We start from the raw sequence: 24103 nt of genomic DNA, 5'->3' as shown, positions 1-24103 counted from the left end.
CGCCCCCAGGGGCGCGAGGAACTGCGCGAGCAACCCACCACCGGCCGGCGGCCCGGACACGACCGCAACAGCCCCTTCGCGCCGGAGACGACCCGCAGGAGCATCGCGGCCGAGCGCGCAGTTCCCCGCGCCCCCAACGGGGCCCCGCCGGCCGCAAAGTCGAGGCCGCACCCCTGACGGGCGCCGCTGACCGCAACGTCGAGGCCGCACCCCCCAGGGGCGCGGGGAACTGCGCGAGCAACCGGCCACCGGCCGGTGGTCCGGACACGACCGCAACAGCCCCTTCGCGCCGGAGACGACCCGCAGGAGCATCGCGGCCGGACTGCGGCGCCGCCGCGGCCTCCCAACACCTCAGGCCAGCGCCCGCGCCCTCGCCGCCAGGCGTGCCGCGCCCTCCTCGGTCAGCGAGCCGTGCAGCCGCAGGCGTGCGATGCCGCCGTCGGGGTGGATCTCGACCCGGGCGTGGGTCGCGGACACCGGGTCGACCAGGAAGCGGTGCGCCGTGTCGGGCTGGAGGCGGACCCGGGTCAGCAGGGGCACCCACGGTCCGTCCGCGCCGTCGCGGACGGCGAGGGACGCCCACCCCGCCGCGTTCCCCTTCAGATAGGCCGTGTCGATCTCGACGGCCCGGATCCCGCCCTGGGCCGCCAGCCGGTACTCGATCCAGTCATGGCCGGTGTCACGCCGGCGGCGGGTCTCCCAGCCGTCGTCCATCCGCCGCGAGCCGCCCGGCAGGATGGTGTGCTCGGGCGGCGAGTAGAAGCGGTCGGAGGCGTCCTCCACCCGGCCGCCGTTGGCCAGCGCCACCAGGTCGAAGGTGCCGAGCGCGGCCAGCCAGCCGGGATCGGGGACCACCTCGCCGTGGACCCGCAGCCGGGCGATGCCGCCGTCGGGGTACTGACGGAGCCGCAGATGGGTGAAGCGGCGCTCCGGGCGGATGGCGAAGGCGTTCCGGGCGTGGCCGCCGACCGCCGTACGGGGGACGAGTTCGGTCCACACCACCTCGGGCGCGAGCAGCTCCTCGGGGGCCGCCGACAGGGCCTGGGCGGTGGCCTCGACCGAGACGGCCCCCGGGTGGTTGCCCCGGAAGTGCGCGGTGTCGACGACGATGCCGCGGATCACTCCCGGCACCCCGAGCCGTACCAGCGCCCAGTCGTGGTCGCCCGGCTCGGGGTGGGGCGCGTCGGCGGACCGGCCGCGCCTGCGCCGGGTCTCCCAGCCGTCCATCACCTTGCCCTTGTGGCCGAAGCGCTCCGGGTCGAAGTGGGCCCGCCCGGGCAGCAGCAGGTTCTCCCGCTCGGCGAAGAACTCGTCGTTGGCCGCGATCACCCCGGCGCCCAGCCGCCGGTCGGCCAGATCGGGCAGGCTGGTGAAGGGCAGCTCGGTGGTCCGGTAGTCCGCGTAGGGGTCGCCGCCGCCGTAGGGCCGCGCGTCCCCGGTGAAGGCGGTCAGCGGGGTGAAGGGCTGCTCCTCGGCGGCCACCCTGCCGACCTCGCCCACCATTCCCTCCGCCTCGGCCTCCTGTTCCCCCTGTTCCTCGTGCTCGTCCGGCTCGTCCGGCTCGTTCCGCTGATCCATCGTCATCCCCTCGTCGTCCTCTCCCGTCCCGGCCGGCCCGGGCGTCGCGTCGCCGCCCGTCATCTCCCCACTCTCGGCCACGCCCACCCCGGATCCGCGACGGCACGCACGCCGGGGCCCGCGACGGCGCCGCACCGCCGGCCGCCGCGACCAGGCCGCCCAGAGGAGCCGGTCAGTGCGCCGCCGGGCCCTCCCGGTGCTGCCGCGGGCTGACCCCGCGCACCCGCCTGAAGGCCGCGCTCAACGCGAACGGGCTGCCGTATCCGACGTTGCGGGCCACCGCCGCGATCGTGGCGTCGGGCCCGCGCAGCAGATCCGCGGCGAGGGCGAGCCGCCAAGTGGTGACGTAGGCCATGGGCGGCTCGCCGACCAGCTCGGTGAACCGCCGGCCGAGGACCGCCCGGGAGACCCCGGACCCGGGGCGGGCCGGCGGGCGGGCGGGCGGGCGGCGGCGGGTAGAGTCGGGCGCGGGTCGCGGCCGGTGAGGGTGGCGGACCACCGGGGAGCGGCCTTGCGGCCCGGATGGGCGTCGACCGCCCGGGCGCCGCACATCGGCGAGGCGATACGGCTGTGGAGGCCCGGTGGAACTGCGGTACGGACTCAATCCCCAGCAGCAGCCGGCGAGCGCCGAGCCGGTGACGCCGGGCGCGTGGCCGCTGCGGGTGCTGAACGGCGCTCCCTCGTACCTCAACCTGCTGGACGCGCTGGCCGGTTGGCGGCTGGTGCGGGAAACGGCCGAGGCGCTGGGGCGGCCGGTGGCGGCGTCCTTCAAACATGTGTCGCCCGCGGGTGTCGCGCTGGCCGGCCCGGTGGACGGCCCCACCGCCGCCTTCTACGGATTCGATCCGGCAGGCGGCATCAGCGGTCCGCTGGCGAGCGCGTACGTCCGGGCCCGCGACGCCGATCCGAAGGCGTCGTACGGCGACTTCGCGGCCGTCTCGCACCCGGTCGACGCCGAACTCGCCGCGCTGCTGGCCAGGGTGGTGTGCGACGGGATCGTCGCCCCGGGCTTCGAGGCCGGTACGGTGGCCGCGCTGAGCACCAAGAAGCGTGGCCGCTTCCTCGTCCTGGAGGCCGACCCGGCTCATGTGCCACCGGCGTTGGAGCACCGTGAGCTGTACGGACTGCGGCTGACCCAGGCACGTGACGACGTGTTGCTCACCCCGGCGCTGCTCGCCGACGTGGTGTGCGGCGAACAGCCCCTGCCCGCCGCGGCCGCCGAGGATCTGCTGCTCGGCCTCGCCGTGGTGCGCCACAGCCGGTCCAACGCGGTCTGTTGTGTGCGGGACGGGATGACCCTGGGGATCGGCGCGGGTCAGCAGTCGCGGGTGGACTGCGTCAAGCTGGCCGGTGCCAAGGCCGCCACGTGGTGGCTGCGGCGCCATCCGGCCGTCCAGGCGATGGAGTTCGGGGCGGCGGTCCGGCGCCAGGAGCGGGTCGGCTGGCAGGTCAGGGTCGCCGAGGGCGATCTGACCCGGCACGAACGCGCCCGGCTGGCGGAGGCGTTGACCGTGCCCGGCACGGAACCCACCGCCGAGCAGCGGCGGGAGTGGGCGGCGCGGCTGACCGGCCTGGCCTTCGCCTCGGACGGCGCGCTGCCGCTCCGCGACAACGTCGACCACGCGGCCCGCTACGGAGTGCGCTGGATCGCCGAACCGGGCGGCTCCCTGCGCTCGGCGGAGGTCGCGGAAGCCTGCCGGGAACACGGGATCACCCTGGTGCGGACCGGCTTGCGGCTCCTCCAGCACTGACCCCGGCGCGGGGCGGCGATGGCCGCCGCCTTCCGGCCGGGCTCACACCGGATAACACTCGCCATGGATATAATATCCATGTACCGTATCGCGCCATGAGCAGCGCACCGATGGAACCCACCGCCGGCTACCTGGTCTGGCGGCTGTCGATCAAGTGGCGGGTCGCGGTGGACCAGGCGCTGGCTCCGCTGCGTCTCACCCACGCCCAGTACGTGGTGCTCTCCTCGGTGTTCGGCATGGAGCGGGCCGGACTGCCGCCGAGCCAGCGCGAGTTGGCGGACCACACCGGCCTCGAACCGCTGTACGTCTCCAAGTTGGCCCGCCAACTGGAGGCGGACGGCCAGTTGCGGCGCACCCGGGACGCGAAGGACACCCGCGTCGTACGGCTGGAACTCACCGACCGCGGCCGCGCCGACGTACGCCCCGCCATCCGCACCGTCCAGGCACTGCTCGACCGGCTGCTGGCCCCGCTGGGCGGCCGGGACGATCCGCGCACGGCGGCGCTGGTCGGCGATCTCACCGAGCTTCTGCGCGCGCCTCTCGACCCGTCCGCCTGACCGGAAGGACCGTTGGCCATGCCCGAGACATCAGTGCTCGACTCGACGATGTACTACGAGGACGCGGGGAGCGGGACCACCTTCGTCTTCCTGCACGGAAACCCGGCCTCCTCCCATCTGTGGCGGAAGGTGCTGCCCGGCATCGGCGGCGGCCGGCTGCTCGCGCCCGACCTCATCGGCATGGGCCGCTCGGGCAAGCCGGAGAGCGCCTACCGGTTCGACGACCACGCCCGCTATCTGGACGCCTGGTTCGACGCCGTCGCGCCGGACCGGGTGGTGCTGGTCGGCCACGACTGGGGCGGCGCGCTCGCCCTCGACCGGGCGGCCCGGCATCCGGGCCGCGTCCTCGGCGTCGCCTTTCTGGAATCCATCGTCAAGCCGATGGACTGGGCGGACCTGTCGCCCCAGGCACGCCGGCGCACCGAACTGATCCGCACCCCGGGCGCGGGCGAGGAGATGGTCCTGACGCAGAACCTGTTCGTCCGCCAGGCCTTCACCGGCGGCGTCCTCACCCCGGTCGACGCCGAGGATCTCGCCGTCTATCTCGCGCCGTTCCCGACCCCGCGAACGCGGCGGCCCATCCTCGCCTGGGCTCGCCAGATGCCGCTGGGCGGCGAGCCGGCCGAACTGATCGCCCGTATCGAGGCGTACGACCACTGGCTCGCCGAGAGCGCCGACGTCCCCAAACTGATGATGACCTTCGAGGGCTCGCCCACCCTGCTCGGCGGCCCCGCGTTCGCGGCCTGGTGCGCCGCCCACATCGCCGCCCTGGAGACCGTCCCCTGCGGCCCCGCGGGCCACCACGCCCCCGAGGACCGCCCGGCCGAGATCGCCGCCGCGATCTCCTCCTGGTCCGGCCGGCACGGCTGGATCTGACGGCCGCCTCCCGCGAAGGGCCCGCCATGGTCCGCGTCGGAGTCATGTCCCACCGGGGTCGTCGAAGGAGCCGTGCCGGCCCTCGCCCGCGGTGAACCGGGCGGCGCCCTCGGCGGCCTCCCGCAGCGAGATCCGGCCATGGGCCAACTCGCCTGCCAGCGCGTCCTGTTCGGACCTGCCGTGCTGTTCGAGCAGCGCGAGCCGGTCCTGGCGCAGACAGGTCTGCGGAAAGGCGGCGAGTTCGGCGGCCAGGCGCTCGGCGGCGGCGCGGGCGGCGCCCCGGGGTACGACCCGGTTCACCAGGCCGATGGCGAGTGCTTCTTCCGCGTCCACCGGCCGGCCGGTGAGCACCAGGTCCATCGCCCGGCTCGCGCCGATCAGCCGGGGCAGCCGCACGGTGCCGCCGTCGATCAGCGGCACCCCCCAGCGACGGCAGAAGACACCGAGAACCGCGTCCTCCTCGGCGATCCGCAGATCGCACCAGAGCGCCAACTCGAGTCCGCCGGCCACCGCGTGACCGGAGATCGCCGCGATCACCGGCTTGCCGAGGCGCATCCGGGTCGGACCCATCGGACCGTCCCCGTCGTCGGCCACCCGGTTGCCGCGCTCGGTGCCGATCGCCTTGAGGTCGGCGCCCGCGCAGAAGGTGCCGCCGTCACCCCACAGCACGGCCACGGCGGCGTCGTCGTCCGCGTCGAACTCCCGGAAGGCGGCGGCGAGCCGCTCGGCCGTCGGCCCGTCCACCGCGTTGCGCGCGGCCGGCCGGCACAGCACCATGGTGGTCACGGGACCGGCGCGCTCCACACGTACCGATGGCGCCGCCCGGTCCGGTCGCCGGTCCACCGCCCGGTCCGGTCGCCGGTCCACCGCCTGATCCACCGCCTGTTCCATGGGGCTGCCCTGTCCGTCGGCCCGCCGACCCGTCGGTTCGGCGGTCAGCGGTGCTCCTGGACCAGCACCGCCGAGGTGTCCGGCACCAACGCCCGGAAGACATGGGCGACATCACCCGGATAAACCACGTAGTCGCCCGGATGCAGCTCGATCGGGTCCTCGACCACGCCCACCAGCGCCCGTCCGGCACACAGGACGACATGCTCGACGACGCCGGGCATGTGCGGGTCCGAGTCGCGGGACGAACCGGGCTGGGCGGACAGGAGAAAGAGGTCCCGGCGGGCGTTCGGCGGGCAGGAGGCGAGCAGCGTGGCCACGTAGTCCGCGCGTTCCGCCGCGAACGCCATGCCCTCGCCCGCCCGGACGAGCCGCACCTGGGGCCGGGGCGGGTCCACGAGTTGGGCGAAGGGCACATCGAGGGTGACGCTCAGCGCCCACAGCGTCTCCACACTGGGGTTGCCCGCTCCCGACTCCAGTTGGGAGAGCGTCGATTTGGCGATACCGGCCCGCCGGGCGACCTCGGCGAGGGACAACCCGGTCCGGCGGCGTTCGCGTTGCAGCGAGGCGGCGATCGCGGCGAGCGGTGCGCCGGACCCCGGGCCGGCCTTGGCACCGGCGGCTCCGCCGCCGCCGACTCGGGGGCTCGCACTGTCCGCCATGGTGGCCGATCCCCTCTCCCCCGGCTTCTGCCGGTCTGCCGGTCTGCCGGTCTGCCGCAGACGCTCCCACAGCGCGTCGCGGCTCGCACCACCGGGCCGTCCACAGCCCGCTTCGTTCGCCATAGACGTCGGTTCGTTCGCCTTGACGAACGAACCTGACGCGTCGTTCAGTATACGATGTGAATCGTTCGATATGGCGAACCCTCGCGGGCGACGCCGAGAAGACCCTTGTCCGGGACATCGCTCTGGTCTGCCTGGCCGACGCACTCGTCGGCGTCTCCTTCGGCGCGATCGCGGTGGGCCTCCGGCTGCCGCTCTGGCTGCCCACCCTTTTGTCCTTGGTCGTGTTCGCCGGCGCCTCGCAGTTCATCTTCATCGGGATCGTGGGCGCGGGCGGCAATCCGGTGGCGGCGGTCGTCGCCGGACTGCTGGTCAACACCCGCCATGTGCCGTTCGGTTTCACCGTCGGCGACGTGTTCGGCCCGGGGTGGCCGCGGCGGCTGCTCGGCAGCCATCTGATGGTGGACGAATCGGTGGCCTTCACCCTGGCGCAGCACGAGCCCCGACGCCGCGCACTCGCCTACTGGCTGTGCGGACTCGGCATCTTCGGCTGCTGGAACGCCGGCGTGGTGGTCGGCGTGCTCGGCGGTCGCGCGGCGGGGAACACCGATGCCCTCGGCCTCGACGCGGCCTTCCCCGCGGTCCTCCTCGCCCTGCTGCTGCCGTCCCTCGACAGCGCGGCCACCCGCAGGGCCGCCGCGGCCGGCGTGGCCGTCGCGCTGGCCGCGACCCCCTTCCTCCCGGCCGGCGCGCCGGTGTTGCTCGCGCTGGCCGGAGTCGCCGCCGGCCTCCCCCGCCGCGAACCCGCGGCCCCATGCCCATCCCCGTCCGCAGCCGTAGCCGCACCCGCACCCGCACCCGCACCCGCACCCGCACCCGCACCCGCCGTAGGATCCACGGACCCGCGGCCGGCCGATCGGACCGCCTCATGACCTCGACCACCGCCCTCGTCGTGGCCACCGCCGTCCTCGGCGCCGGCACCTTCGCGTTCCGGCTGGCCGGGCCCCTGCTGCGCTCCCGCGTCACCCTCTCCCCGCGCGTGGAGCGGCTGACCGCCGTCGCCGTGGTGGTGCTGCTCGCCGCCCTCGTGGCGACCTCGGCGCTCACCACCTCCCACGACTTCGCGGGCGCCGCCCGCCCGGCCGGTGTCCTTCTCGGCGGTGTCTGCGCCTGGCGGAAAGCCCCCTTCGTCGTCGTGGTGGTGGCCGCGGCCGGCACCACAGCGGTCCTGCGCCTGCTCGGGGTGGCCTGACCGCGCGGCACCGAAGAGCTGACGCAACGTCAGCGGTTTGCCGGGAAAGGCGAGTTCAGAGCGGGCCCCGGCACCGGAAGATCGGCGCGAATCGGAGCTGACAGAAGGATTCCAGATCGTGTTACGTGTCATGTCTCCGTCGATTCACACAGGGCCGTCACCGTCCTCGACGGAGAACCACCCCCGCAATGGAGGACCCGTGACCCGTCCGATCACCCGTCGTCGAGTTACCCTTCGACCCCGCGCGGCGCTGCGTACCGCGCTGCTCGGCACGCTGACCGCCTGCCTGGCCTTCGCCGTCGCCGGTCCGGGAGGGGGCGCCGCGGCGTCCGCCGCCGACCCGGGTTCGCTGCCGCTGTCCGGTGCCACCGTCTCCGGGCTGCACAACACCTACGACCCCGCCACGTTCCCCTATCTGGCGCAGGCGCTCGACACCGGCACCTCGATGATCGAACTGGACGTCTGGGACGACTTCTTCACCCAGGAGTGGAAGGTCAGCCACTCCAGCCCGACCGGCAACGGCAACAACTGCGTCGACGCGTCCTCGGCCGCGCAGCTCTACTCCGGCGGCACCAACAAGGACCTGGAGAGCTGCCTCGACGACGTGCGGGTGTGGCTCGGCGCGCACCCCGGGCACGGTCCGCTGGTCATCAAGCTGGAGATGAAGGCGGGCTTCCAGTCCACCTTCGGTATGAGCCCGGCCAAGCTGGACCAGTCGATCAGCGCGCACCTCGGCAGCGTGGTCTTCAAGCCGAACGACCTGCTCAACAAGCCGGGCGGCGGTCAGTACGCCACCCTGGACGACGCCGCCAAGGCGGGCAACTGGCCCACCCGGCAGCAGCTCGCGGGCAGGGTGCTGCTGGAGGTCATCCCGGGCACCGTCGAGGAGGCCAACCCGACCGACACGCTGTGGACGGACAAGGAGTACGCGCAGTACCTCCGCGACCTTCACACGCAGGGCAAGACCGCCCAGGCGAACATCTTCCCCTCCGTGCACAACGCGGCGGCCGGCGACCCGCGCACCCGCTACTCGGACACCACCCTGCGCCCCTGGTTCGTGGCGTTCGACGGTGACGCGGCCACTTACCTCAACGGGTCCATCGACACGAGCTGGTACGACACCAACCACTACCTGCTCTTCATGACCGACGCGCAGAACGTGACGCCGGCCCTGGACGACGTCAACCCGTCGCCCGCCGACGCGGCGGCGCGGGTCGCGCTGCTGGCCAAGGCGCACGCCACGGTCGCGTCCAACGACTGGAAGGGCCTGCCGGACGTGCAGTCCCTGGTGTTGCCGCGCGGCTAGGGCGCAGCACTCACGGAGGGTCCGGCTCCGCGCCGGGGGTTCTCGGCCGCCGTACGGGGCGGCGGCCGCGAGCACCCGGCGCTCTGGCCGTGCGGCGAGACGGGGCCGAGATCGGTCAGGCGGTGAGCGAGGCGCGGTCGCCCATGACGATCACCGGGTGGTCGGCCGGCAGCAGCGTCCGCAGCAGTTCCACCATGCGGGCGGCGGGAATGCTCACACAGCCGTGGGTCGGGCCGCCGTGGTCGACGTGCACCCAGATGCCCCCGCCGCGGCTCGCGCCGAGCGGTTGGCTGCCGTCGAGCGGCGACGTACCGGCGACGCGGTTGTAGTCGATGGCGATCACATAGTCGAAGGCCTGGTCGAGCGGCTCCCCGTCGAAACCGACCCCGCCGGCGCGGAAGGCCGCCGAGCGGTGGTACGGCAGTTTCGAGCCGGGGTCGGCGTCGAGGCCACCCGCGTCGTGCAGGGTGAACACCCCGATGGGACTGTGCAGATCATCCGAGTGGTGGTCATCGGTCCAGCCGTGCAGCGCGTTGTGCGCCGGCCAGGTGGCACCGGGCCGCCAGTGGCCGTCGTCGGTGCGGGACCACAGGGTGACCAGGGTCCGCGAGGAGTTCTTCGCCTGCCCCGAGGCGACGAGCACCTGACGGCTCGCGGCCGGGATCCTGGCCCGGGTGCGCGGGCCGAGCCCGGGGATCGCGGCGGGGTAGGCCACCGCCGCCTTCGCCTGGTCCGGTCCGGTGGGCCGGCCGGCCGGCACGGGCGCACCGGCGGTCGTGGCGGCCGACGCGGCGGCGGTGCGGCCCCCGTCGGCGGCGACGGCGGTGCCGTTGTGCCGCACCAGCACGAGACAGCCGGCGCCGGCCACCACCAGGCCGACGGCTCCGGCGGTCGCCAGCACCACCCGGCGCCTGGCGGCACGCCGAGGGCGCCGGTGGCGGTTGCGGCCTTCATCGCTTCGCCCCCCGTGGGGCGCGTCGGCAGGAATGGGAGTCATCACGTCAATCTTCGCAAAGCTTGCGCCTTCGCTAACCCCCCAGCCCCCTCTACCGCCCGTTTTGCCCTACACATCACCTTCGTGCCACAGCCGTCGGGGTGACGGTGGGTCGGCAAGGGGGCGACCGGCGGGGCCGCGAGCCGTCAGCGCAGCGCATTGTGGACGGCCAGCAGCAGACGCCATACGTATGCGGCGAAGTCGGCCGGGCCGAGGGGGACTTGGCCGTGCAGCCAGTCGGCGAGCAGCCCGGTGAAGGTGGCGGCGATGGCGGCCGCGGCCAGTTCGGGGCAGGGGGCGCCGGCGGCGACCCGCTCGGCCAGCGACCGGGCGCGCAGTTCGCGGTGCAGGAGGGTGCCGAGCGGACCGCCCCCGCCGTCGGGGAGCAGGGTGCGGTAGAGGTCGGCGCGGCGGTGGACCGCCGTCAGGAAGCCGACGAGCGGGTCGGGTGGCGCGGCGGCCGACGGCGTACCGGTCCAGGCGTGCAGCGCGTCCACCCCGTCCCTGACGATGTCGGCGCACGCGTCGACGGCGAGCGCCTGGAGCCCGTCGTAGTGCAGATAGAGCGTGGCCCGGCCGACCCCGGCGCGCCGTGCCACCGCCGCCAGACTGACCTGGCTCAGCGCCCGCTCCTCGCACTCGGCCAGCAGCGCGGCCCGCAGTCTGGCCCGGGTCCGCAGCGTCCGCGGGTCGACGGGACCTGCGGCGGCGACCATCCCGGTCGGATGCGCGGCGCCGGACCGCTCGGGTGTCACGTGGCGAGCAGCACGGCCGCGAGCGCGACGGCCGCGGGGGCGAACTGCACGTACAGGATCTTGCGGGAGGCGGTCACCGCCCCGTACGCGCCGGCGAGGATCACACAGCAGAGGAAGAACACCTGCGCCTGGAAGCCCACCGGGTCCGCGGCCACCAGCCCCCAGACCAGGCCCGCGGCCAGAAACCCGTTGTAGAGGCCCTGATTGGCGGCGAGCGGCGCGGTGGCGCGGGCGCCGGCCGGGTCCAGGCCGTGCAGCGCCCGACCGCGCGGGCCCTGCCACAGGAACATCTCCAGTATCAGCACATAGAGATGGAACGCGGCGACCGCCGCGACCAGCACATTGGCGAGAACGTGCACCGTATCCCCCTGAGGTCGGCCGGACACCGAACGGTCTTCGGTCGGTTCCTGTCAGTTTCTTGTCAGTTCCTGGACAACTGTACAGGAACTGACGGGTGTTCACTCCTACCGGAGCAGTGCGGACACCAGCTCCGCCGGTCGGCTCAGCGCGACCAGATGACCGCCGGGCACCTCCTCGACCCGGACCCCCGCGCCCAGCCGCTCGCGCACGACCCGCTGTTGGAAGGAGAGCGGGAAGAAGCGGTCGTCCCGGCCCTGGAGGAAGCGCGTCGGCACGTCCGGCCACCGCTCCAGCGGCCACGGCTGGGCGAAGATCCCGGCCGGCGGCCCGGCGGAGGGCGCCGCGAACGCCTCCTCGGCGATCTCGTCGGGGACGTCGTGGAAGAAGTCGGTGCGTACGTCGAACTCCGCGGCGGGGCCGGTCCGTCCGCTCGCGGCCGCGTACGCGGCCCGGGCCACGGCCTGGCCGGTGTTGTCCCACCAGTCACCCGCCGTCTCACCGGGCCTCGGCACCATCGCGTTGACGAGCACCAGCCGGTCCACACTCCGCCTGACGCAGACCAGGGGCGCCGAGAAGCCGCCGAGCGACTGGGCGACGAGTGTCAGCGGGCCGGCCGCGACGGCTCCGGCAGCGCCGGCGGCTCCCGCGGCGCCGCTGACGGCCGCGGTGATCGCGTCGGCGAAGGTGTCCAGGTCGCTGTCGGGCGCGCCGGGCAGATCCAGCGTCACCACGTCGTGGCCGCGCGCCTTCAGCAGCGGTACGACCCGGTGCCAATACCAGGCCGCGCCGTCGGCGCCGGGAACGAGTACGTAAGTCGCCATGCCAACCACTCCGATGCCACTGCCGGTCCGCGCGGATCGAGACCGCGGGTCACCCTCAACCTAAAGGCGATGCCGCGGGCAGCCGGGTGACTCGCCGTCGCCCGGCCATGGGGCTCATTCCCGGGTAGCGCCGCGCTGTCCGTCGTCGGCGGGTACGAGGACCCGGCCGCCTGTCCGCGGGGGGAGTTCCGGGCCCGGGACCGGCGGCGCCTGGCGACGGCCGACCCGCGGCGCCAACGGTTGGGCCGCACGCCCGAGTGGCGTCTTCGAGGGCGGCGGGGCGGAGAACGTCTCCGCGGCGGGCTTCGCCATCGCCGCCCGGGGGGTCGCACCGGCGGCCGTCGATGGGGCGGCGGCGGCGACCGTACCGCTCCTGGCGGCCATCGCCCGCCCGCCGTGCCCGACCACCGCGCACAGGGCCACGCACAGCGCGGCCACCGCGAGCGCCCCCGCGGGCAGCATGCCGCCGTATTCCGCCCGTCCGCGTCGCCGTCCCCTGCGCCCCATCGCCCCGACCTCTCAACCGCCGCCGTCTCCGACCACGCAGGAGACCGCGGCGGACCGGCCCGGATAACGGAAATCTCGGGCCGGTCCTGGGGAAGTCCGCGGGAAATCCGGGGAGCGCGGGGCGGGGTGGTCTCACACGCCGTAGACGCCGTCCAGCCAGTGCTTCAGGTCGGCGCCGAGCGCGTCCGGGTCCGCGTCCGGGGCGAAGTCGTGCACGGTGACACCGACCGTGGCGCCGAAGTGGTTGCGGCCGAAGAAGCGGTACATCGCCTCCTTGGTGCGGACGCCGATGAAGTACTCGTCGCGGTAGTCCAGGGCGGCGTCCACCGCGTGCGCCCGGCCCGGGAGTTGGACCTGGACGGCGCTGCCCGCGGCCGCGTCGGGGGCGAGTCCGAGGGCGCGGCCGGCCACGGTCAGGGCGTCCGGGGCGCCCGCCGCGGCCGAGCCGTCGGCCCCGGCGAAGACCGCCGGGCGGCCGGTGAAATGCAGCAGATACTGGCGCAGGGTGTGCAGATAGAAGTCCGTGTGCTTGTCGGCTCCGTCGTACTGGTTCTCCCAGTCGTCGACGAAGATGCCGCTGTGCACGTAGCGGACCCATGAACCGCCGCCCTCGCGCGGCTCGATCAGGTGGTCGAGCTGGTTGAAGGTCTGCCGCGGCGCGTCGTCCGGGCTCTCGGTGCGGCCGGTGAGGCGGTGCGGCGGATCCCAGGCGGTGACGGTGCCGCCGAAGGGGGCCGCGCCACCCGCACGCGGTTCGTACTCCATGGGCCACAGCCACCCCGCGGTGCCGGTGCTGACCGCCTCCCAGACCTGCTCGGGGCTCGCCTCGACCTCGAACTCGCGGACGATCTCGAACTTCTTCGACATGGTGGTTCAGTGGCTCCTTTTCTCTGACGTTCCCTGACACTCACTGACACTCACTGACGTTCTCCGACACTCACCGACGGCCGCCGCGGTGGGTGGTCGGGGCGTGGGGGCGGCGGGGGGGATGGAGGCGGCGCATGGGGTGACACCGCTCATGGGGCCGGCTCCGTGAGGGCCGGGCCGCCGGGTGGGCCCGGCCGCAGGGCGGCCGGCGGATCCGGCTTCACCGTCGGGTGGAGGGCGACGACGATGCGGTGCGACCGGCCGCTCCCGGCCTCGGGCTGGTGGTACTTGGCCACCAGCGCGCCCACCCCTCGGGTCAACTCCTCGACGAAGGCCGCCCGTTCGGCGGCGGTGCCGAACCGGACCTCGCCGTCGAGCGCATAGGTGGCGACCCGCTGCCGGGCACGGTCGGCGCCGGTGATCAGCGTGCCGACGTCCCGGACCAGCCGGGCGGCCACGGCCAGCAGCCAGCGCGCCGAGAGCTGGTCCCGGAAGCGGGCCGGATCCGGCTGCACGGCGGCGAGCGCCAGCGGCGAGATCACGTACGACGCCGCGGTCGCCCGCATCAGCCGCTCGGTGACATTGCCCTTGCGCCGCTCCCCGGAGAGCTCGATCAGGCCGTGCTTCTCCAGGGCCCGCAGGTGGTAGTTCACCTTCTGCCGCGGCAGGCCGACCCGGGCGGCGAGCATCGTCGCCGACGCGGGTCCCGCCGCCAGTTCGGCCAGCAGCCCGGCCCGTATCGGATCCAGGGAGACCGCGGCGGCCGCCGAGTCCTCGATCACGCTCACATCCAACATGACTCCAGCGTTTCACCGAATACTTTATTTGTCCAGGAGGGCTTACTTGTCGGTGAAGGCTGCCGGTGAGGGCGCCGGAGCGGGCCGCGCCGGACACCTCGGTGGAAAGGTGATCGGACCACCCGCCCGCGATACGGCCGACCATCCGTCCGCTCATCTGATCGTGATATGTACTGCGTAAGGGGGGGCGGTGGTGGTGCACGGCCCTGGGGAGCAGTCGACAGAGGGGGCCGCTGTATGCCGTTGATCCGACGTCTTTCCGACGCGGGGCCAGCCCGTTGGAGAGCCGCCTTCCGGTCCGCGCCCCGGATGGATCCCGGCTACGGCGATCCCCGGCTGGCCGCGCTGCGTGCCGCCGCGACCGGCCCGGGTACCGACGGCGGCCGCTGGCCGGGGATCGCCGGGCAGCTCTCGCTGGCGGTGGACGGCGAGGATCTGACCTGGCTGGTCGAGGGCCTCGCCTCGGTCGACGGCACCGAGGCCTGGATCGGCGCGGTGGCGGCCGAAGCACCGGACCCCGCGCTGCCGCTGCTGGTCTCCGGCGCCCGGCACATCGAGTGGGCGTGGCAGGCCAGGACCAGGAAGATGGCCAAGTACGTCTCCAAGGAGCAGTTCGAGGTCTTCCACGCCCGACTGGCCGTCGCCGAGGAGCAGTTGTACGAGGTGGCCGAGCGCGAGCCCGACTGGGCCGCGCCCTGGTACTTCCTCCAGATCGCCGGCCGCGGGCTCCAGGTCGGACAGCGGCTCGCGGCCCGGCGGTTCGAGGCCGCTGTCCGCCGCAGCCCCGGCCATCTGGCAGGCCACCGGCAGCAGTTGCAGCAGGTCTGCGGCAAGTGGGGCGGCTCGCACGCGCAGATGCACGACTTCGCCCGTCAGGCGATGCTCGGTGCGCCCGAGGGCAGCCCGCTCGGCGAACTGGTCGCCATCGCGCACCTGGAGCACTGGCTTGACGAGGAGGCCGGCGCCGACACGCGGTACATCCGGCGCTCCGACGTCGTCGTGGAGCTGTACGAGGCCGCCGAACGCTCCGTGCACCACCCGGATTTCGTCCGCCGCCGTGACTGGACCCGGAGTTTCAACACCTTCGCGCTCGCGTTCGCGCTGGCCGGTGAGAACGAGGCGGCGCGCGACCTGTTCCGGGTGCTCGAAGGCAGCGTCACCGAGTTCCCGTGGATGTATCTCAACGGACACGACCCGACCGTGCCGTTCCGCGAATGGCGCTCCCGCGTCGGAGCGTGACCCGCCGCGGGCGGCAGTCCGCCGCGCTCGACCCACCCGCCACGCAACCCCGTACGAGCCCCCCGCCGCCGGGCCAAGGCCCTGGTGGGCCGTGGACCCGTCCGCCGACGAGAAAGCCGCCTTCGGTGTCAGAAGCACAGACAACCCACACCTTCCAGGTCGACCTGCGCGGCCTGGTCGACCTGCTCTCCCACCATCTCTACTCCAGCCCGCGCGTCTACCTGCGTGAACTGCTCCAGAACGCGGTGGACGCGATCACCGCGCGGCGGGCGCTGGACGCCGACGCCCCGGCCCGGGTGACCGTACGGACGGCGGACGGCCGGCTGACCGTCACCGACACCGGGGTCGGGCTCACCGAGGCGGACGTGCACCGCTTCCTCGCCACCATTGGCCGCAGTTCCAAGCGGGGCACCGACGGTGGGCTGGACGGCGCCGAACTCGCCTCGGCCCGCGCCGACTTCATCGGCCAGTTCGGTATCGGGCTGCTGGCCTGCTTCGTGGTGGCCGACGAGATCACGGTGACCACCCGCTCGGCCGCCGACCCCTCGGCGCCCGCCGTGGAGTGGCGCGGCGGCTCCGACGGCCGCTACGCGATCCGTACGCTGCCGGCCGGTTCGGTCACCGAGCCCGGCACCACCGTCACACTGGTGCCGCGCCAGGACGCCGCCGAGTGGACCCGTCCGGACCAGGTCGTCGCGCTGGCGCGGCACTACGGAAGCCTGTTGCGCCACCAGGTGGTGGTCGTCGACGGTGACGGCCGGGAGACCCGGATCGACCGGACGCCACCGCCGTGGCTGGCGCCGCACGGTTCGCCGCTCGCCCGGCGGGAGGCACTGGTCGAGCACTGCCGGCAGACCTTCGACTTCACGCCGCTGGACACCATCGACCTCGATCTGCCGCTGGTGGGGCTGCGCGGCGTCGCCTACGTCCTGCCGACCTCGGTCCATCCGTCCCGGCAGGCCGGACACCGGGTCCACCTCAAGGGCATGCTGCTCTCCGACCAGGCGAGCGAACTCCTGCCGGAGTGGGCGTTCTTCGTGCGCTGCGTGGTCGACGCCGACAGTCTGCGGCCGACCGCCTCCCGGGAGGCGCTGTACGAGGACGAGACGCTCGCCGCGATCCGTGACGCGCTCGGCGCCCGGATCAGGGACTGGTTGACCGGTCTTTCGGCCAGCGACCCGGCGCTGCTGCACCAGTTCATCGCCACCCACCACCTCGCCGTCAAGGCGCTGGCCCGCTACGACGACGAGTTGCTGCGGCTGCTGCTGCCGTGGCTGCCGTTCGAGACCACCGACGGCCAGGTGACGCTGGACGAGTTCGCCCGCGCCCACCCGGTGATCCTGGTGACGCAGACGGTGGAGGAGTTCCGCCAGGTGGCCCCGGTCGCCAGCGCCGCCGGCCTCGGTGTGGTCAACGGCGGCTACGCCTACGACCGGGACCTGGTGCACCGGCTGCCCGAGGTCAGGCCGGGATCCTCGGTGGTCGATCTCGACCCGACCACCGTCACCGCCCATCTCGACGCGGTGGACCCGGCGGCGGAGCTCGCCGCGGCGTCCTTCCTGCACACGGCGCGGCAGGTCATCGCCCAGTTCGACTGCGATGTGGTGCTGCGCAGCTTCCACCCGGTCAGCGCGCCGTCGCTGCTGCTCGACAACCGCGAGGCACGGCACGAGCGGACCCGTACCGAACTCGCCGCCGACGCAGGCGGGTTGTGGGCGGACATCCTCGGCTCGCTGCGATCCCAGGCGCCGCGCGCCCAGTTGGTGCTGAACCACCTCAACCCCCTGGTCCGGCGGGCCGCCTCCATCAGCGAACCCGGCCTGGCGGTGACCGCGGTGGAGGCGCTCTACGGCCAGGCGCTGCTGCTGACCAGGCGGCCGCTGCGGGCGACGGAGAACGCGCTGCTCAACCGGGCCTTCATCGGCCTGCTCGACCACGCGATGCACGACACCGCGCGCGACGGGCGGGAGGAGTCGTGATGCCGGACACCCCGGAAGCCGTCCTGGAGGCGCTGCGCGAGAACAACGACCGCCCGTTCGGGCGGCCGCGGACCGTGCGGGCCGAGGAACTCGTCGAGGCGGCCGAGCAGTTGGCGGACACGGGCCTGCTGGTCACCGCGCTGTTCGAGCTGATGTCCGCCTATACGTACGCCGGTGAGGACCGCAAGTCGCCGGTGGTCTTCGCGCGGATCGCCCAGCTCTGGGACAGCCGCCCCGAGGACTTCAGCGCATGGGAGGAGCACCAGTTCTACTGGCGCTACAAGTGGGTGACGACCGCGCTGCTCCAGGTGCCGGAGGTGCCGCTCGCCGCGGTCGAGCGGTGGACCGGGGAGATGCGGGACCGCTACCGCAAGGCCGGCCACGGCATGCAGCCGGTGTACGCGATGCGGCACCGGATCGCCGAACACACCGGGGCCGGCACCGACCTGGCCTACGACCTGTGGGTGACCCGGCAGCGGACCGACCTCAGCGACTGCGAGGCGTGCGAGACCCGGTATCAGGCGCTGCATCATGTGGCGGCCGGCGACGACCTTCGGGCGCTGGAGATCTGGGAGCCGGTGCTGACCGGTCAGCAGACCTGCATGGAGGAGCCGTACGCCTCCATGGCGTACGCGCTGCTGCCGCTGCTGCGGACAGGCCGGCTGGACGCGGCGCGCTCGTACCATCTCAGCGGCTACCGGTTCGCGCGCGGCAAGGGGGACATGGCCGCGGTGGTCGGCCGCCATCTGGAGTTCTGCGCGCTGACGCGCAACGAGGGGCGCGGACTTGAGGTGCTGGCGGAGAACCGGGGCATGTTCGAGGGCGCGGGCGCGCCCCTTGACCGGCTCGGTTTCCTGATCGGTGTGGAAGTCCTGCTGGGCCGCCTCGCCGTGCTGGGCCACGAGGAGCTCGCGGTGCCCGGTCCGCCCGGCCGTCATTGGACGGTGGACGCGTTGCTCGCGCGGGTGCGCGCCGACGCGTCCGCGCTGGCAGCGGCCTTCGACGCGCGCAACGGCACGCCGGCCGTCGGCGAGCGGCGGCTGGCCCGGCTGCGGGTCGGGCCGCTGGTGGCCGAGCCCTTGCCGCTGGGCATACGGGCCCGCGCGGTCGAAGCGGCCCCCTCGGCGGCGTTCGAGCCGGCCGGCACCGCGCCGGACGCCGGCGCCGCCGCCGATCCGGAGATTCCGGCGGACTTCGCCGAACTCCTCACCCGGGCGCGGGAGTTGTCGGAGATCGGGCGCCCTGACGCGGACACGTTCTGGGAGCGCGTCCGCGCGCACCACGACGCGGCGCACTACACGCACGACGAGCGGGTCGGACCGGACGTCCTGCTACGGGCCGAACTCGCGGAACAGCGGGCCTTCGACGGCTTCGACCGCGAGGAGTGGGAGCAGGCGCGGCGGGTCATGCTGGAGGCGGCGGGGCTCTTCGAGCAGGCCGGTCTGCCGGGCCGGGCGTCCGCCGCCCGGGCCCGGGCGGCGACAGCGCTCTTCGCCGCGAACGAGCTGGATCCCGCCATGGACTGCTCGGGGGCGCGGGCCGAGCTGGAAGCGGAAGTGCGGCTCGCCGAGAAGTTGTGGGAGGCGGACGAGGGCGCGAGCGCGGGCCGGGAGTCGGCCGGGGCGGCGGCGGATCAGCACGTCGGCGCCTGGGGCGGGACCGGAAACGGCGGCGCGACCGGCCGGGCGGCGGAAGGGAGCCCGGGGGCCGGCCCGCGGATCGGGGCCGACCGCTATCTCGCCGTCCTCCAGTGCGCGGCCATGGCGACCCGGCACGCGCTGCTCGCCGAACTGCCGGAGCCGTCCGAGGCCGCGCGGGCGGACTTCGACGCCTCGATCGACCGGCTGCGCCGGGAGGCGGAACGCCTGGGCTCGCCCGCACGGGGGTCCGCGGCCCGGCAGTACGCCGCCGATGTCGCCGCGCGCGGCGGCCGGTTCGAGGAGGCGGGCGAGGAGCTGGCCGCGGCGCTGGCGCTGATCGAGACCGCGCGGCAGCCGTGGCGCAGCCCGCGCCCGCTGGCCCTGCTGGCACAGATCAAGGTGCAGAGCGGTCAGGCCGCCGAGGCGGTGCCGCTGATCCATCAGGCGCTGGCCGCCGCCGCCCGCTGGCCCGACGCGTCCCTCTCGCTCGGCCCCTTCCACGCGCTGCTCGGCCACGCCTGCGCGCACTCCGGTGACCACCCGGCCGCGATCCGGTACCTCGCGCAGGCCGCCGACCGGCTGGACCGCGAGGGCTCCGACGAGCACGCGGCGCAGGTGCGGCTGGAGTTGGCGGACCTGCTGGCGAGGGAAGGACGGCAGGCCGACTCCGTGGCGGTGCTCGAGTCGGTGGTGCTGGGCGAGACCGGGGGGTTCGAGCCGCGGCTGCTCGCCCAGGTCCGGCTGAATCTGGCCCGCGGTCTCGCCGCGCTCGGTGAACAGCGCGCGGCGGCCGAGGAGTTCCTGGGGCTGGCCGACGCGGTGGCGGAGTGGACCGACGAGCAGTTCACCCACACCCTGGTGGCGTGCGAGGCCGCGGTCGCGCTGGCGAAGGCCGGCCTGTGGGAGGCGGCCCGTACCGCGTACGCGCGGGCGGTCGCCTGCCACGCGAAGGCGCCGCGTCCGGCCCCGACGGCCGCCATGATGCGGGAGTTCGCCCGGCTCACCATGGCCGAGCGGGAAGCCGAAGGGCTGGAGTCGGCGCTCACCCATCTCGCCGAGGCCGACGAGGTGTGCGCCCAGGTCCCCGTGGACGTGGAGGACTTCGTCCTCTGGTACGAGACCGGCGCCAACCACTACCAGCGCGGTCGCGCCTACGCGTCGGCGCAGGCCTTTCCGGACGGCCTCGCCGCGATGGAACGCGCCATCGCCGCTTATGAGTCCGGCGGCCACGCGGGTGAGGAGCCGCGCGCGGAGGCGGTGCGGATCGCCGCGCTGATCGAGGGCAACGCCCTGGGCGCGGTCGACGCGGCCACCGCCCGGCTGGACGCGGCGATCGCCCGCTGCGCGTCGGCCGGCTTCCCGGCGGCCGCGGCGACCCTGGCGTCGGTGCGCTCGGGAATCGCCGAGCGGTGACGCGGCGCGGGAGCCGGCCACGAGGCCCGGCCCGTACGGTCGGGCCCCGCACCGCCTCCGCCGCCCCCCGCAGCCCCCGTCCTGCCGCGCCGAACGACCGCGATCAGCGGTGACCGGCCGCGCGCTCCGCGACCAGCGGTTACGCCGGCCGGTCCGGGGCCGGCCGCGGGCCGTGGTCGCGCATCGCCCGCTCGACCACGGCTTCGAGGTCGGCGTGGTGGGCGCCCTTCCAGTAGGCGCGGCCGCAGTCGGCGCACTGGGCGAAGACGTCGTAGGTCTTGCGGGTGCCGTCGGCCAACTGGCCCCGCACGGTCTCCTTGTCGGCGGGCACGAGCGGGCCGTTGCAGGCGACACAGCGGGTCCACGGCGCGAGTTCGGGGGCGAACCGTTCGAGGACGTCGTCGAGTTGGCGGTCCGGGCGGTCGCTGTAGACGTAGCCGCCGGCCCACAGTTCACGGCGGCGCAGCAGGCCGCGGTCGCGGGAGAGCAGCACCCGCCGCTCCTTGGCCGACAAGGTGGCCAGCGCCGGGTCGCCGATGTCCGTGCTCTGGTAGGCGGTGTCGACGCCGAGCAGCCGCAACCGGCGGGCCAGCGTGCCCAGATGGACATCGAGCAGGAAGCGCAGCGGTGCGCCCGGCACCTGTTGGGGCCGGGTCACGGCATCGACCTGGACGTCCGCTCCGTCGCCGGGCACAAAGGCGCGCGGGACATCGCGGCCGCCGACGGTGAGGCGGCCCACTTCGGTGAGCGGGATGCCCAGGGATTCCACCACGTGCCCGAGCGACGAGGAGCCGTCGGTCACCACCTCGGTCGACTCGCCGCGCCGCTCGGCGGCGAGGAACACCCGGAGTTCGGCCGGGACCCGTACGGTGACGCGCGGTCGGTTCACCGGCCCAGCATGCCACCGGGCCCAGCGCGCCGACCACGGGGTTTGCCGGGTCGCGCCTCAGGACGCCGGTGGTCGCCGCCGCTCGTCAGAGGTCGTAGGTGACCGTGACCGGTGCGTGATCGGACCAGCGCAGGTCGTAGGAGGCGGCGCGTTCGACCACGGCGTGGGTGGCCGTCCTGGCCAGCCCCGGGGTGGCGACCTGGTAGTCGATGCGCCAGCCACTGTCGGCATCAAATGCCTTGCCGCGGTACGACCACCAGGAATAGGGGCCGGTCGCGTCGGGGTGGAGATGGCGGACGACGTCGGTCCAGGGGGTGAGGACCGTGCTGAGCCAGGCGCGCTCCTCGGGCAGGAAGCCGGCCGACTTCTGATTGGCCCGCCAGTTCTTGAGGTCGGCCTCCCGGTGGGCGATGTTCCAGTCGCCGCAGACCAGGGCGTGGGTGCCGCCGGCCGCGGCCTTCGCGTGCAGATCGGTCAGGTGCTCGTGGAAGGCGTCCATGAAGCGGGTCTTCTCGGTCTGCCGTTCGGTGCCGACCTCGCCGGACGGGAGGTAGAGGCTGCCGACGGTGAGGCCGGGGCCCACGTCGGGCAGGTCGATCTCCAGGTAGCGCCCGGCCGCGTCGAACTCGGCCGAGCCGAAGCCGACCCGCACGTCCGCCGGGGCACGCCGGCTGAAGACGGAGACCCCGGCCCGGCCCTTGGCTGCGGCCGGCGCGTGGTAGGCGTGCCAGCCGTCGGGGTCGCGCAGCTCGGCCGGAAGCTGGTCGGGCTCGGCGCGGACCTCCTGAAGGCAGATCACATCGGCGGCGGTGGACTCCAGCCAGGCCGAGAAGCCCTTCTTGGCGGCGGCGCGCAGTCCGTTGACGTTCACGGTGGTGACGATGGTGGGCACCCGGGGACCCTATCCGGGCGGCTCACCGGCCCGGTTGCCACACCCGGCTCCCGGACATACGTACGAATATCGTACGCTGTGGGCGTGGAGATCAGAACGACGCGCTACGACGCCCCCGACGCCGTGAAACTCAACGATCTGGTGCAGCAGGAGTACGTGCGCCGGTACGGCGACGGCGATGTGACCCCCATGGACGCGGCCCACTTCGATCCGCCGCGCGGCCTGTACCTGCTGGTCTACGACTTGGACGGCACCCCGGTGGCCAGCGGCGGCTGGCGGGCGCAGGACGCCTCGCCGGAGGGCTTCGCCGACGGGGACGCGGAGATGAAGCGGATGTTCGTGCTGCCCGAAGCGCGTGGCCGCGGGCTGGCGCGGGCGCTGCTCGCCGAACTGGAGGCGACCGCGAAAGCCGCGGGGCGGCACCGGATGGTGCTGGAGACCGGGCTGAAGCAGCCCGAGGCGATCGCGCTCTACCGGTCCAGCGGATATCTTCCGGTGCCGAAGTTCGGGGTGTACCGGCACGACGAGCTCAGCGTCTGCATGGGCAAGGGCCTCACCGCGGACCTCGCGGTCTAGGGTCCGCCGTTCGGATCCCCGCGGCGGCGCGGGCGGCGCGGCGGCCGACCGGACCAGCCGGGAGGCGGGACCGCGAGGCGTTGTCGGGCCGGGTGGCCGAGCCGGGCAGGCGCGCTATTTCCCGCGCAGCTCCTCGTAGACCGCGACGACGCTGCGCACCTGCTGCTCGACCTGGTCGGCGATGGGCACCCAGCGGGGGCGGTAGGCGCGCTCGTACGCCGCGCACCACTCGTCGACCAGCCGGGTCACCCGCGGCAGATCGGCGATCCGGCGGAGCATCGCCGCGGCGCGCAGCGGGATGCGCTGGGCGTAGACCTGGATGCTGGTCACGCGGGCGGTGGTCATCGGCGGCAGCGGCGCCGAGCCGGGCGGGCGGACCGCGGGGTCCCACTCCGAGGACAGCCGCGGCCCGATGGAGACCAGCTCACGGACGGTGCGCAGCATGGGCCCGTCGGGGCCGATGAGGTGCGGGTCGATGCGGCCCATCACCCGGGCCACTCTGGGCAGGTCGCGGCGCAGGGCGGCGCCCGCGGTGCGCAGCGCCCGTTCAGGGGCGGGGTGCGGGGTGGTGTCGGCGCTCCGGTCGCAGGCCCACATGGGGACTTCGACGATCGCGGTCACCCCGTCGTAGCGGCGGGCCCTGGCCCAGGTGGAGTGCGCGCCGTCGCCGGCCGCCGGGTCGGAGGCGGGCGGCATCACATAGACACCGGGGCCGGGGCTCGGCCACTGGAACGCGTCGGAGGAGCCACTCTCCAGCGGTATGTCCAGTTCGGCCGCCGATTTGCCGATCCGCTCCGGGACCCCGGGGATCTCGCTGGTGAGCTGGACGAAGCTGCCGCCGACGTCGATGCCGTGCAGCGAGCACTGGAGGACCGGGCGCAGTGTGTCGAGGACGCCGACCAGGGCGCGCGTCTCGGGCAGCGCGGCCGCCCCCACCTCGCCGTCATGGGAGAGCCATTCCGGCTGCTCGGCGGCGCAGGGCCGGAAGAAGTGCTCGTAGTGCCGGCGCAGGGTGTAGGGCCCTCGCAGCCAGGGCTCGTTGAGCGCCGCGCCGTCCGGATCGATGCAGAGCAGGAAGTGCCAGACGCTGCCGTCGTCCTCGCCCCGCTCGCACTGCTCGGCGATCCGGCCGGCCAGCCGCAGCACGGAGGCGCCGCCGACAGCGGCCTCGTTGGCATGAGGTCCGGCCACCACCAGCACGTTCCTCACGCCCTGACCGACCGTCAGCATCAGCAGGGGGCGGCCAGCCCGCGATCTGCCCACCGCCCCCATACGACAGATCCCCGGATATCTCATCGTCAGCGCCCGAGCACCCTCGGTTATCTCGGCCGTCGTCGGATATCGCTCTCTCGTCACGGCAATCCCCCTGGAGCCGAGCACGTAGTGGCTGCGACCGCCTTACGACATCGGACTCGATCCCGTTAGTAGGTCACGGCCCCACGAG

23 protein-coding genes and 1 pseudogene are annotated in these 24103 nt (G+C 73.9%); 10 read left to right on the top strand and 14 right to left on the bottom strand.

From position 1 onward, the window contains the following. Nucleotides 1-351: 351 nt before the first annotated feature. On the bottom strand, nucleotides 352-1503 hold the full coding sequence (gene alc / locus OG519_RS27995; RefSeq protein WP_405593067.1) for an allantoicase: 1152 nt from the start codon (nucleotides 1501-1503) through the stop codon (nucleotides 352-354). A 247-nt stretch (nucleotides 1504-1750) separates the two neighbouring features. Next, nucleotides 1751-1993, bottom strand: a pseudogene (locus OG519_RS27990) (helix-turn-helix transcriptional regulator); the annotation flags it as partial. A 166-nt stretch (nucleotides 1994-2159) separates the two neighbouring features. On the opposite strand from OG519_RS27990, the gene OG519_RS27985 reads away from it, so the two are divergent. The 3 genes from OG519_RS27985 to OG519_RS27975 all read left to right on the top strand — a co-directional run bounded on the left by OG519_RS27985 (nucleotide 2160) and on the right by OG519_RS27975 (nucleotide 4762). Next, entirely contained in the window at nucleotides 2160-3329 is a 1170-nt protein-coding gene (locus OG519_RS27985; protein ID WP_405589497.1) for a phosphoribosylaminoimidazolecarboxamide formyltransferase, read from the top strand. Between the two features lie 95 nt (nucleotides 3330-3424). Then, nucleotides 3425-3886, top strand: a complete 462-nt coding sequence (locus OG519_RS27980; protein WP_405589495.1) for a MarR family winged helix-turn-helix transcriptional regulator — start codon at nucleotides 3425-3427, stop codon at nucleotides 3884-3886. 18 nt (nucleotides 3887-3904) lie between these two features. Then, nucleotides 3905-4762, top strand: coding sequence for a haloalkane dehalogenase (locus OG519_RS27975; RefSeq protein WP_405589492.1), 858 nt, complete (start codon nucleotides 3905-3907; stop codon nucleotides 4760-4762). A 42-nt stretch (nucleotides 4763-4804) separates the two neighbouring features. Here OG519_RS27975 and OG519_RS27970 read toward each other — a convergent pair whose 3' ends face one another. Further along, nucleotides 4805-5605 carry a crotonase/enoyl-CoA hydratase family protein gene (locus OG519_RS27970; RefSeq protein WP_405593065.1) on the bottom strand — a complete coding sequence of 267 codons (801 nt, stop codon included), beginning with the start codon at nucleotides 5603-5605 and terminating at the stop codon, nucleotides 4805-4807. 92 nt (nucleotides 5606-5697) lie between these two features. Beyond that, nucleotides 5698-6312, bottom strand: a complete 615-nt coding sequence (locus OG519_RS27965) for a helix-turn-helix domain-containing protein (protein WP_405589489.1) — start codon at nucleotides 6310-6312, stop codon at nucleotides 5698-5700. Nucleotides 6313-6491: 179 nt separating this feature from the next. On the opposite strand from OG519_RS27965, the gene OG519_RS27960 reads away from it, so the two are divergent. The 3 genes from OG519_RS27960 (at nucleotide 6492) to OG519_RS27950 (ending at nucleotide 8930) form a co-directional block, all read left to right on the top strand. Beyond that, entirely contained in the window at nucleotides 6492-7304 is an 813-nt protein-coding gene (locus OG519_RS27960; RefSeq protein WP_405589486.1) for an AzlC family ABC transporter permease, read from the top strand. Further along, nucleotides 7301-7624 carry an AzlD domain-containing protein gene (locus OG519_RS27955; protein ID WP_405589484.1) on the top strand — a complete coding sequence of 108 codons (324 nt, stop codon included), beginning with the start codon at nucleotides 7301-7303 and terminating at the stop codon, nucleotides 7622-7624. The genes OG519_RS27960 and OG519_RS27955 overlap by 4 nt, the downstream gene beginning before the upstream one ends. A gap of 199 nt (nucleotides 7625-7823) precedes the next feature. Then, nucleotides 7824-8930 carry a phosphatidylinositol-specific phospholipase C domain-containing protein gene (locus tag OG519_RS27950; RefSeq protein ID WP_405589481.1) on the top strand — a complete coding sequence of 369 codons (1107 nt, stop codon included), beginning with the start codon at nucleotides 7824-7826 and terminating at the stop codon, nucleotides 8928-8930. Between the two features lie 115 nt (nucleotides 8931-9045). Here the strand turns inward: OG519_RS27950 and OG519_RS27945 are convergent, their stop codons facing one another. From OG519_RS27945 to OG519_RS27915, 7 genes are all read right to left on the bottom strand, one after another. Next, entirely contained in the window at nucleotides 9046-9831 is a 786-nt protein-coding gene (locus OG519_RS27945) for a L,D-transpeptidase family protein (RefSeq protein WP_405589479.1), read from the bottom strand. A 239-nt stretch (nucleotides 9832-10070) separates the two neighbouring features. Then, nucleotides 10071-10640, bottom strand: coding sequence for a TetR/AcrR family transcriptional regulator (locus OG519_RS27940; protein ID WP_405593063.1), 570 nt, complete (start codon nucleotides 10638-10640; stop codon nucleotides 10071-10073). A gap of 35 nt (nucleotides 10641-10675) precedes the next feature. Then, complete coding sequence (locus tag OG519_RS27935; protein WP_405589477.1) at nucleotides 10676-11038, bottom strand: DUF1304 domain-containing protein; 363 nt, start codon at nucleotides 11036-11038, stop codon at nucleotides 10676-10678. Nucleotides 11039-11143: 105 nt separating this feature from the next. Further along, complete coding sequence (locus tag OG519_RS27930; RefSeq protein WP_405589474.1) at nucleotides 11144-11860, bottom strand: alpha/beta fold hydrolase; 717 nt, start codon at nucleotides 11858-11860, stop codon at nucleotides 11144-11146. A 114-nt stretch (nucleotides 11861-11974) separates the two neighbouring features. Further along, nucleotides 11975-12322, bottom strand: coding sequence for a hypothetical protein (locus OG519_RS27925; RefSeq protein ID WP_405589471.1), 348 nt, complete (start codon nucleotides 12320-12322; stop codon nucleotides 11975-11977). Between the two features lie 177 nt (nucleotides 12323-12499). Then, nucleotides 12500-13234, bottom strand: coding sequence for an SRPBCC domain-containing protein (locus OG519_RS27920; RefSeq protein WP_405589469.1), 735 nt, complete (start codon nucleotides 13232-13234; stop codon nucleotides 12500-12502). 149 nt (nucleotides 13235-13383) lie between these two features. Beyond that, nucleotides 13384-14031 carry an ArsR/SmtB family transcription factor gene (locus OG519_RS27915; RefSeq protein WP_405589466.1) on the bottom strand — a complete coding sequence of 216 codons (648 nt, stop codon included), beginning with the start codon at nucleotides 14029-14031 and terminating at the stop codon, nucleotides 13384-13386. 309 nt (nucleotides 14032-14340) lie between these two features. Between OG519_RS27915 and OG519_RS27910 the strand changes: the two genes are divergently transcribed. From OG519_RS27910 to OG519_RS27900, 3 genes are all read left to right on the top strand, one after another. Further along, complete coding sequence (locus OG519_RS27910) at nucleotides 14341-15270, top strand: hypothetical protein (protein WP_405589463.1); 930 nt, start codon at nucleotides 14341-14343, stop codon at nucleotides 15268-15270. 125 nt (nucleotides 15271-15395) lie between these two features. Continuing rightward, on the top strand, nucleotides 15396-17249 hold the full coding sequence (locus OG519_RS27905; protein WP_405589460.1) for an HSP90 family protein: 1854 nt from the start codon (nucleotides 15396-15398) through the stop codon (nucleotides 17247-17249). Further along, the gene (locus OG519_RS27900) at nucleotides 17249-20302 is read left to right on the top strand and encodes a hypothetical protein (RefSeq protein WP_405589457.1); all 3054 of its coding nucleotides are present in this window, start codon (nucleotides 17249-17251) and stop codon (nucleotides 20300-20302) included. Before OG519_RS27905 ends, OG519_RS27900 begins: the two co-directional genes overlap by 1 nt. 139 nt (nucleotides 20303-20441) lie before the next feature. Here the strand turns inward: OG519_RS27900 and OG519_RS27895 are convergent, their stop codons facing one another. After that, nucleotides 20442-21191 carry a Mut7-C RNAse domain-containing protein gene (locus tag OG519_RS27895; protein ID WP_405589454.1) on the bottom strand — a complete coding sequence of 250 codons (750 nt, stop codon included), beginning with the start codon at nucleotides 21189-21191 and terminating at the stop codon, nucleotides 20442-20444. Between the two features lie 85 nt (nucleotides 21192-21276). Beyond that, on the bottom strand, nucleotides 21277-22083 hold the full coding sequence (locus OG519_RS27890; RefSeq protein ID WP_405589451.1) for an exodeoxyribonuclease III: 807 nt from the start codon (nucleotides 22081-22083) through the stop codon (nucleotides 21277-21279). 84 nt (nucleotides 22084-22167) lie between these two features. Between OG519_RS27890 and OG519_RS27885 the strand changes: the two genes are divergently transcribed. After that, on the top strand, nucleotides 22168-22659 hold the full coding sequence (locus OG519_RS27885; protein ID WP_405589448.1) for a GNAT family N-acetyltransferase: 492 nt from the start codon (nucleotides 22168-22170) through the stop codon (nucleotides 22657-22659). A 114-nt stretch (nucleotides 22660-22773) separates the two neighbouring features. On the opposite strand, the gene OG519_RS27880 is transcribed toward OG519_RS27885, so the two are convergent. After that, a complete protein-coding gene (locus OG519_RS27880) occupies nucleotides 22774-24015 on the bottom strand; it encodes a M14 family zinc carboxypeptidase (RefSeq protein WP_405589446.1) in 1242 nt (413 codons plus the stop codon). Nucleotides 24016-24103 lie beyond the last annotated feature (88 nt).

It is taken from the genome of Streptomyces sp. NBC_01190 (assembly GCF_045039895.1).
GTDB lineage: Bacteria > Actinomycetota > Actinomycetes > Streptomycetales > Streptomycetaceae > Actinacidiphila.
Note: the sequence above shows the minus strand (reverse complement) of the source record. Positions and strands in the feature narration are given on the sequence as shown.

Coding starts and splice junctions, on each gene's coding strand:
- alc (WP_405593067.1), bottom strand. CDS start 1,503: ATGGTGGGCGAGGTCGGCAGGGTGGCCGCCGAGGAGCAGCCCTTCACC.
- OG519_RS27980 (WP_405589495.1), top strand. CDS start 3,425: ATGAGCAGCGCACCGATGGAACCCACCGCCGGCTACCTGGTCTGGCGG.
- OG519_RS27975 (WP_405589492.1), top strand. CDS start 3,905: ATGCCCGAGACATCAGTGCTCGACTCGACGATGTACTACGAGGACGCG.
- OG519_RS27965 (WP_405589489.1), bottom strand. CDS start 6,312: ATGGCGGACAGTGCGAGCCCCCGAGTCGGCGGCGGCGGAGCCGCCGGT.
- OG519_RS27955 (WP_405589484.1), top strand. CDS start 7,301: ATGACCTCGACCACCGCCCTCGTCGTGGCCACCGCCGTCCTCGGCGCC.
- OG519_RS27940 (WP_405593063.1), bottom strand. CDS start 10,640: ATGGTCGCCGCCGCAGGTCCCGTCGACCCGCGGACGCTGCGGACCCGG.
- OG519_RS27930 (WP_405589474.1), bottom strand. CDS start 11,860: ATGGCGACTTACGTACTCGTTCCCGGCGCCGACGGCGCGGCCTGGTAT.
- OG519_RS27925 (WP_405589471.1), bottom strand. CDS start 12,322: ATGCTGCCCGCGGGGGCGCTCGCGGTGGCCGCGCTGTGCGTGGCCCTG.
- OG519_RS27920 (WP_405589469.1), bottom strand. CDS start 13,234: ATGTCGAAGAAGTTCGAGATCGTCCGCGAGTTCGAGGTCGAGGCGAGC.
- OG519_RS27915 (WP_405589466.1), bottom strand. CDS start 14,031: ATGTTGGATGTGAGCGTGATCGAGGACTCGGCGGCCGCCGCGGTCTCC.
- OG519_RS27910 (WP_405589463.1), top strand. CDS start 14,341: ATGGATCCCGGCTACGGCGATCCCCGGCTGGCCGCGCTGCGTGCCGCC.
- OG519_RS27900 (WP_405589457.1), top strand. CDS start 17,249: ATGCCGGACACCCCGGAAGCCGTCCTGGAGGCGCTGCGCGAGAACAAC.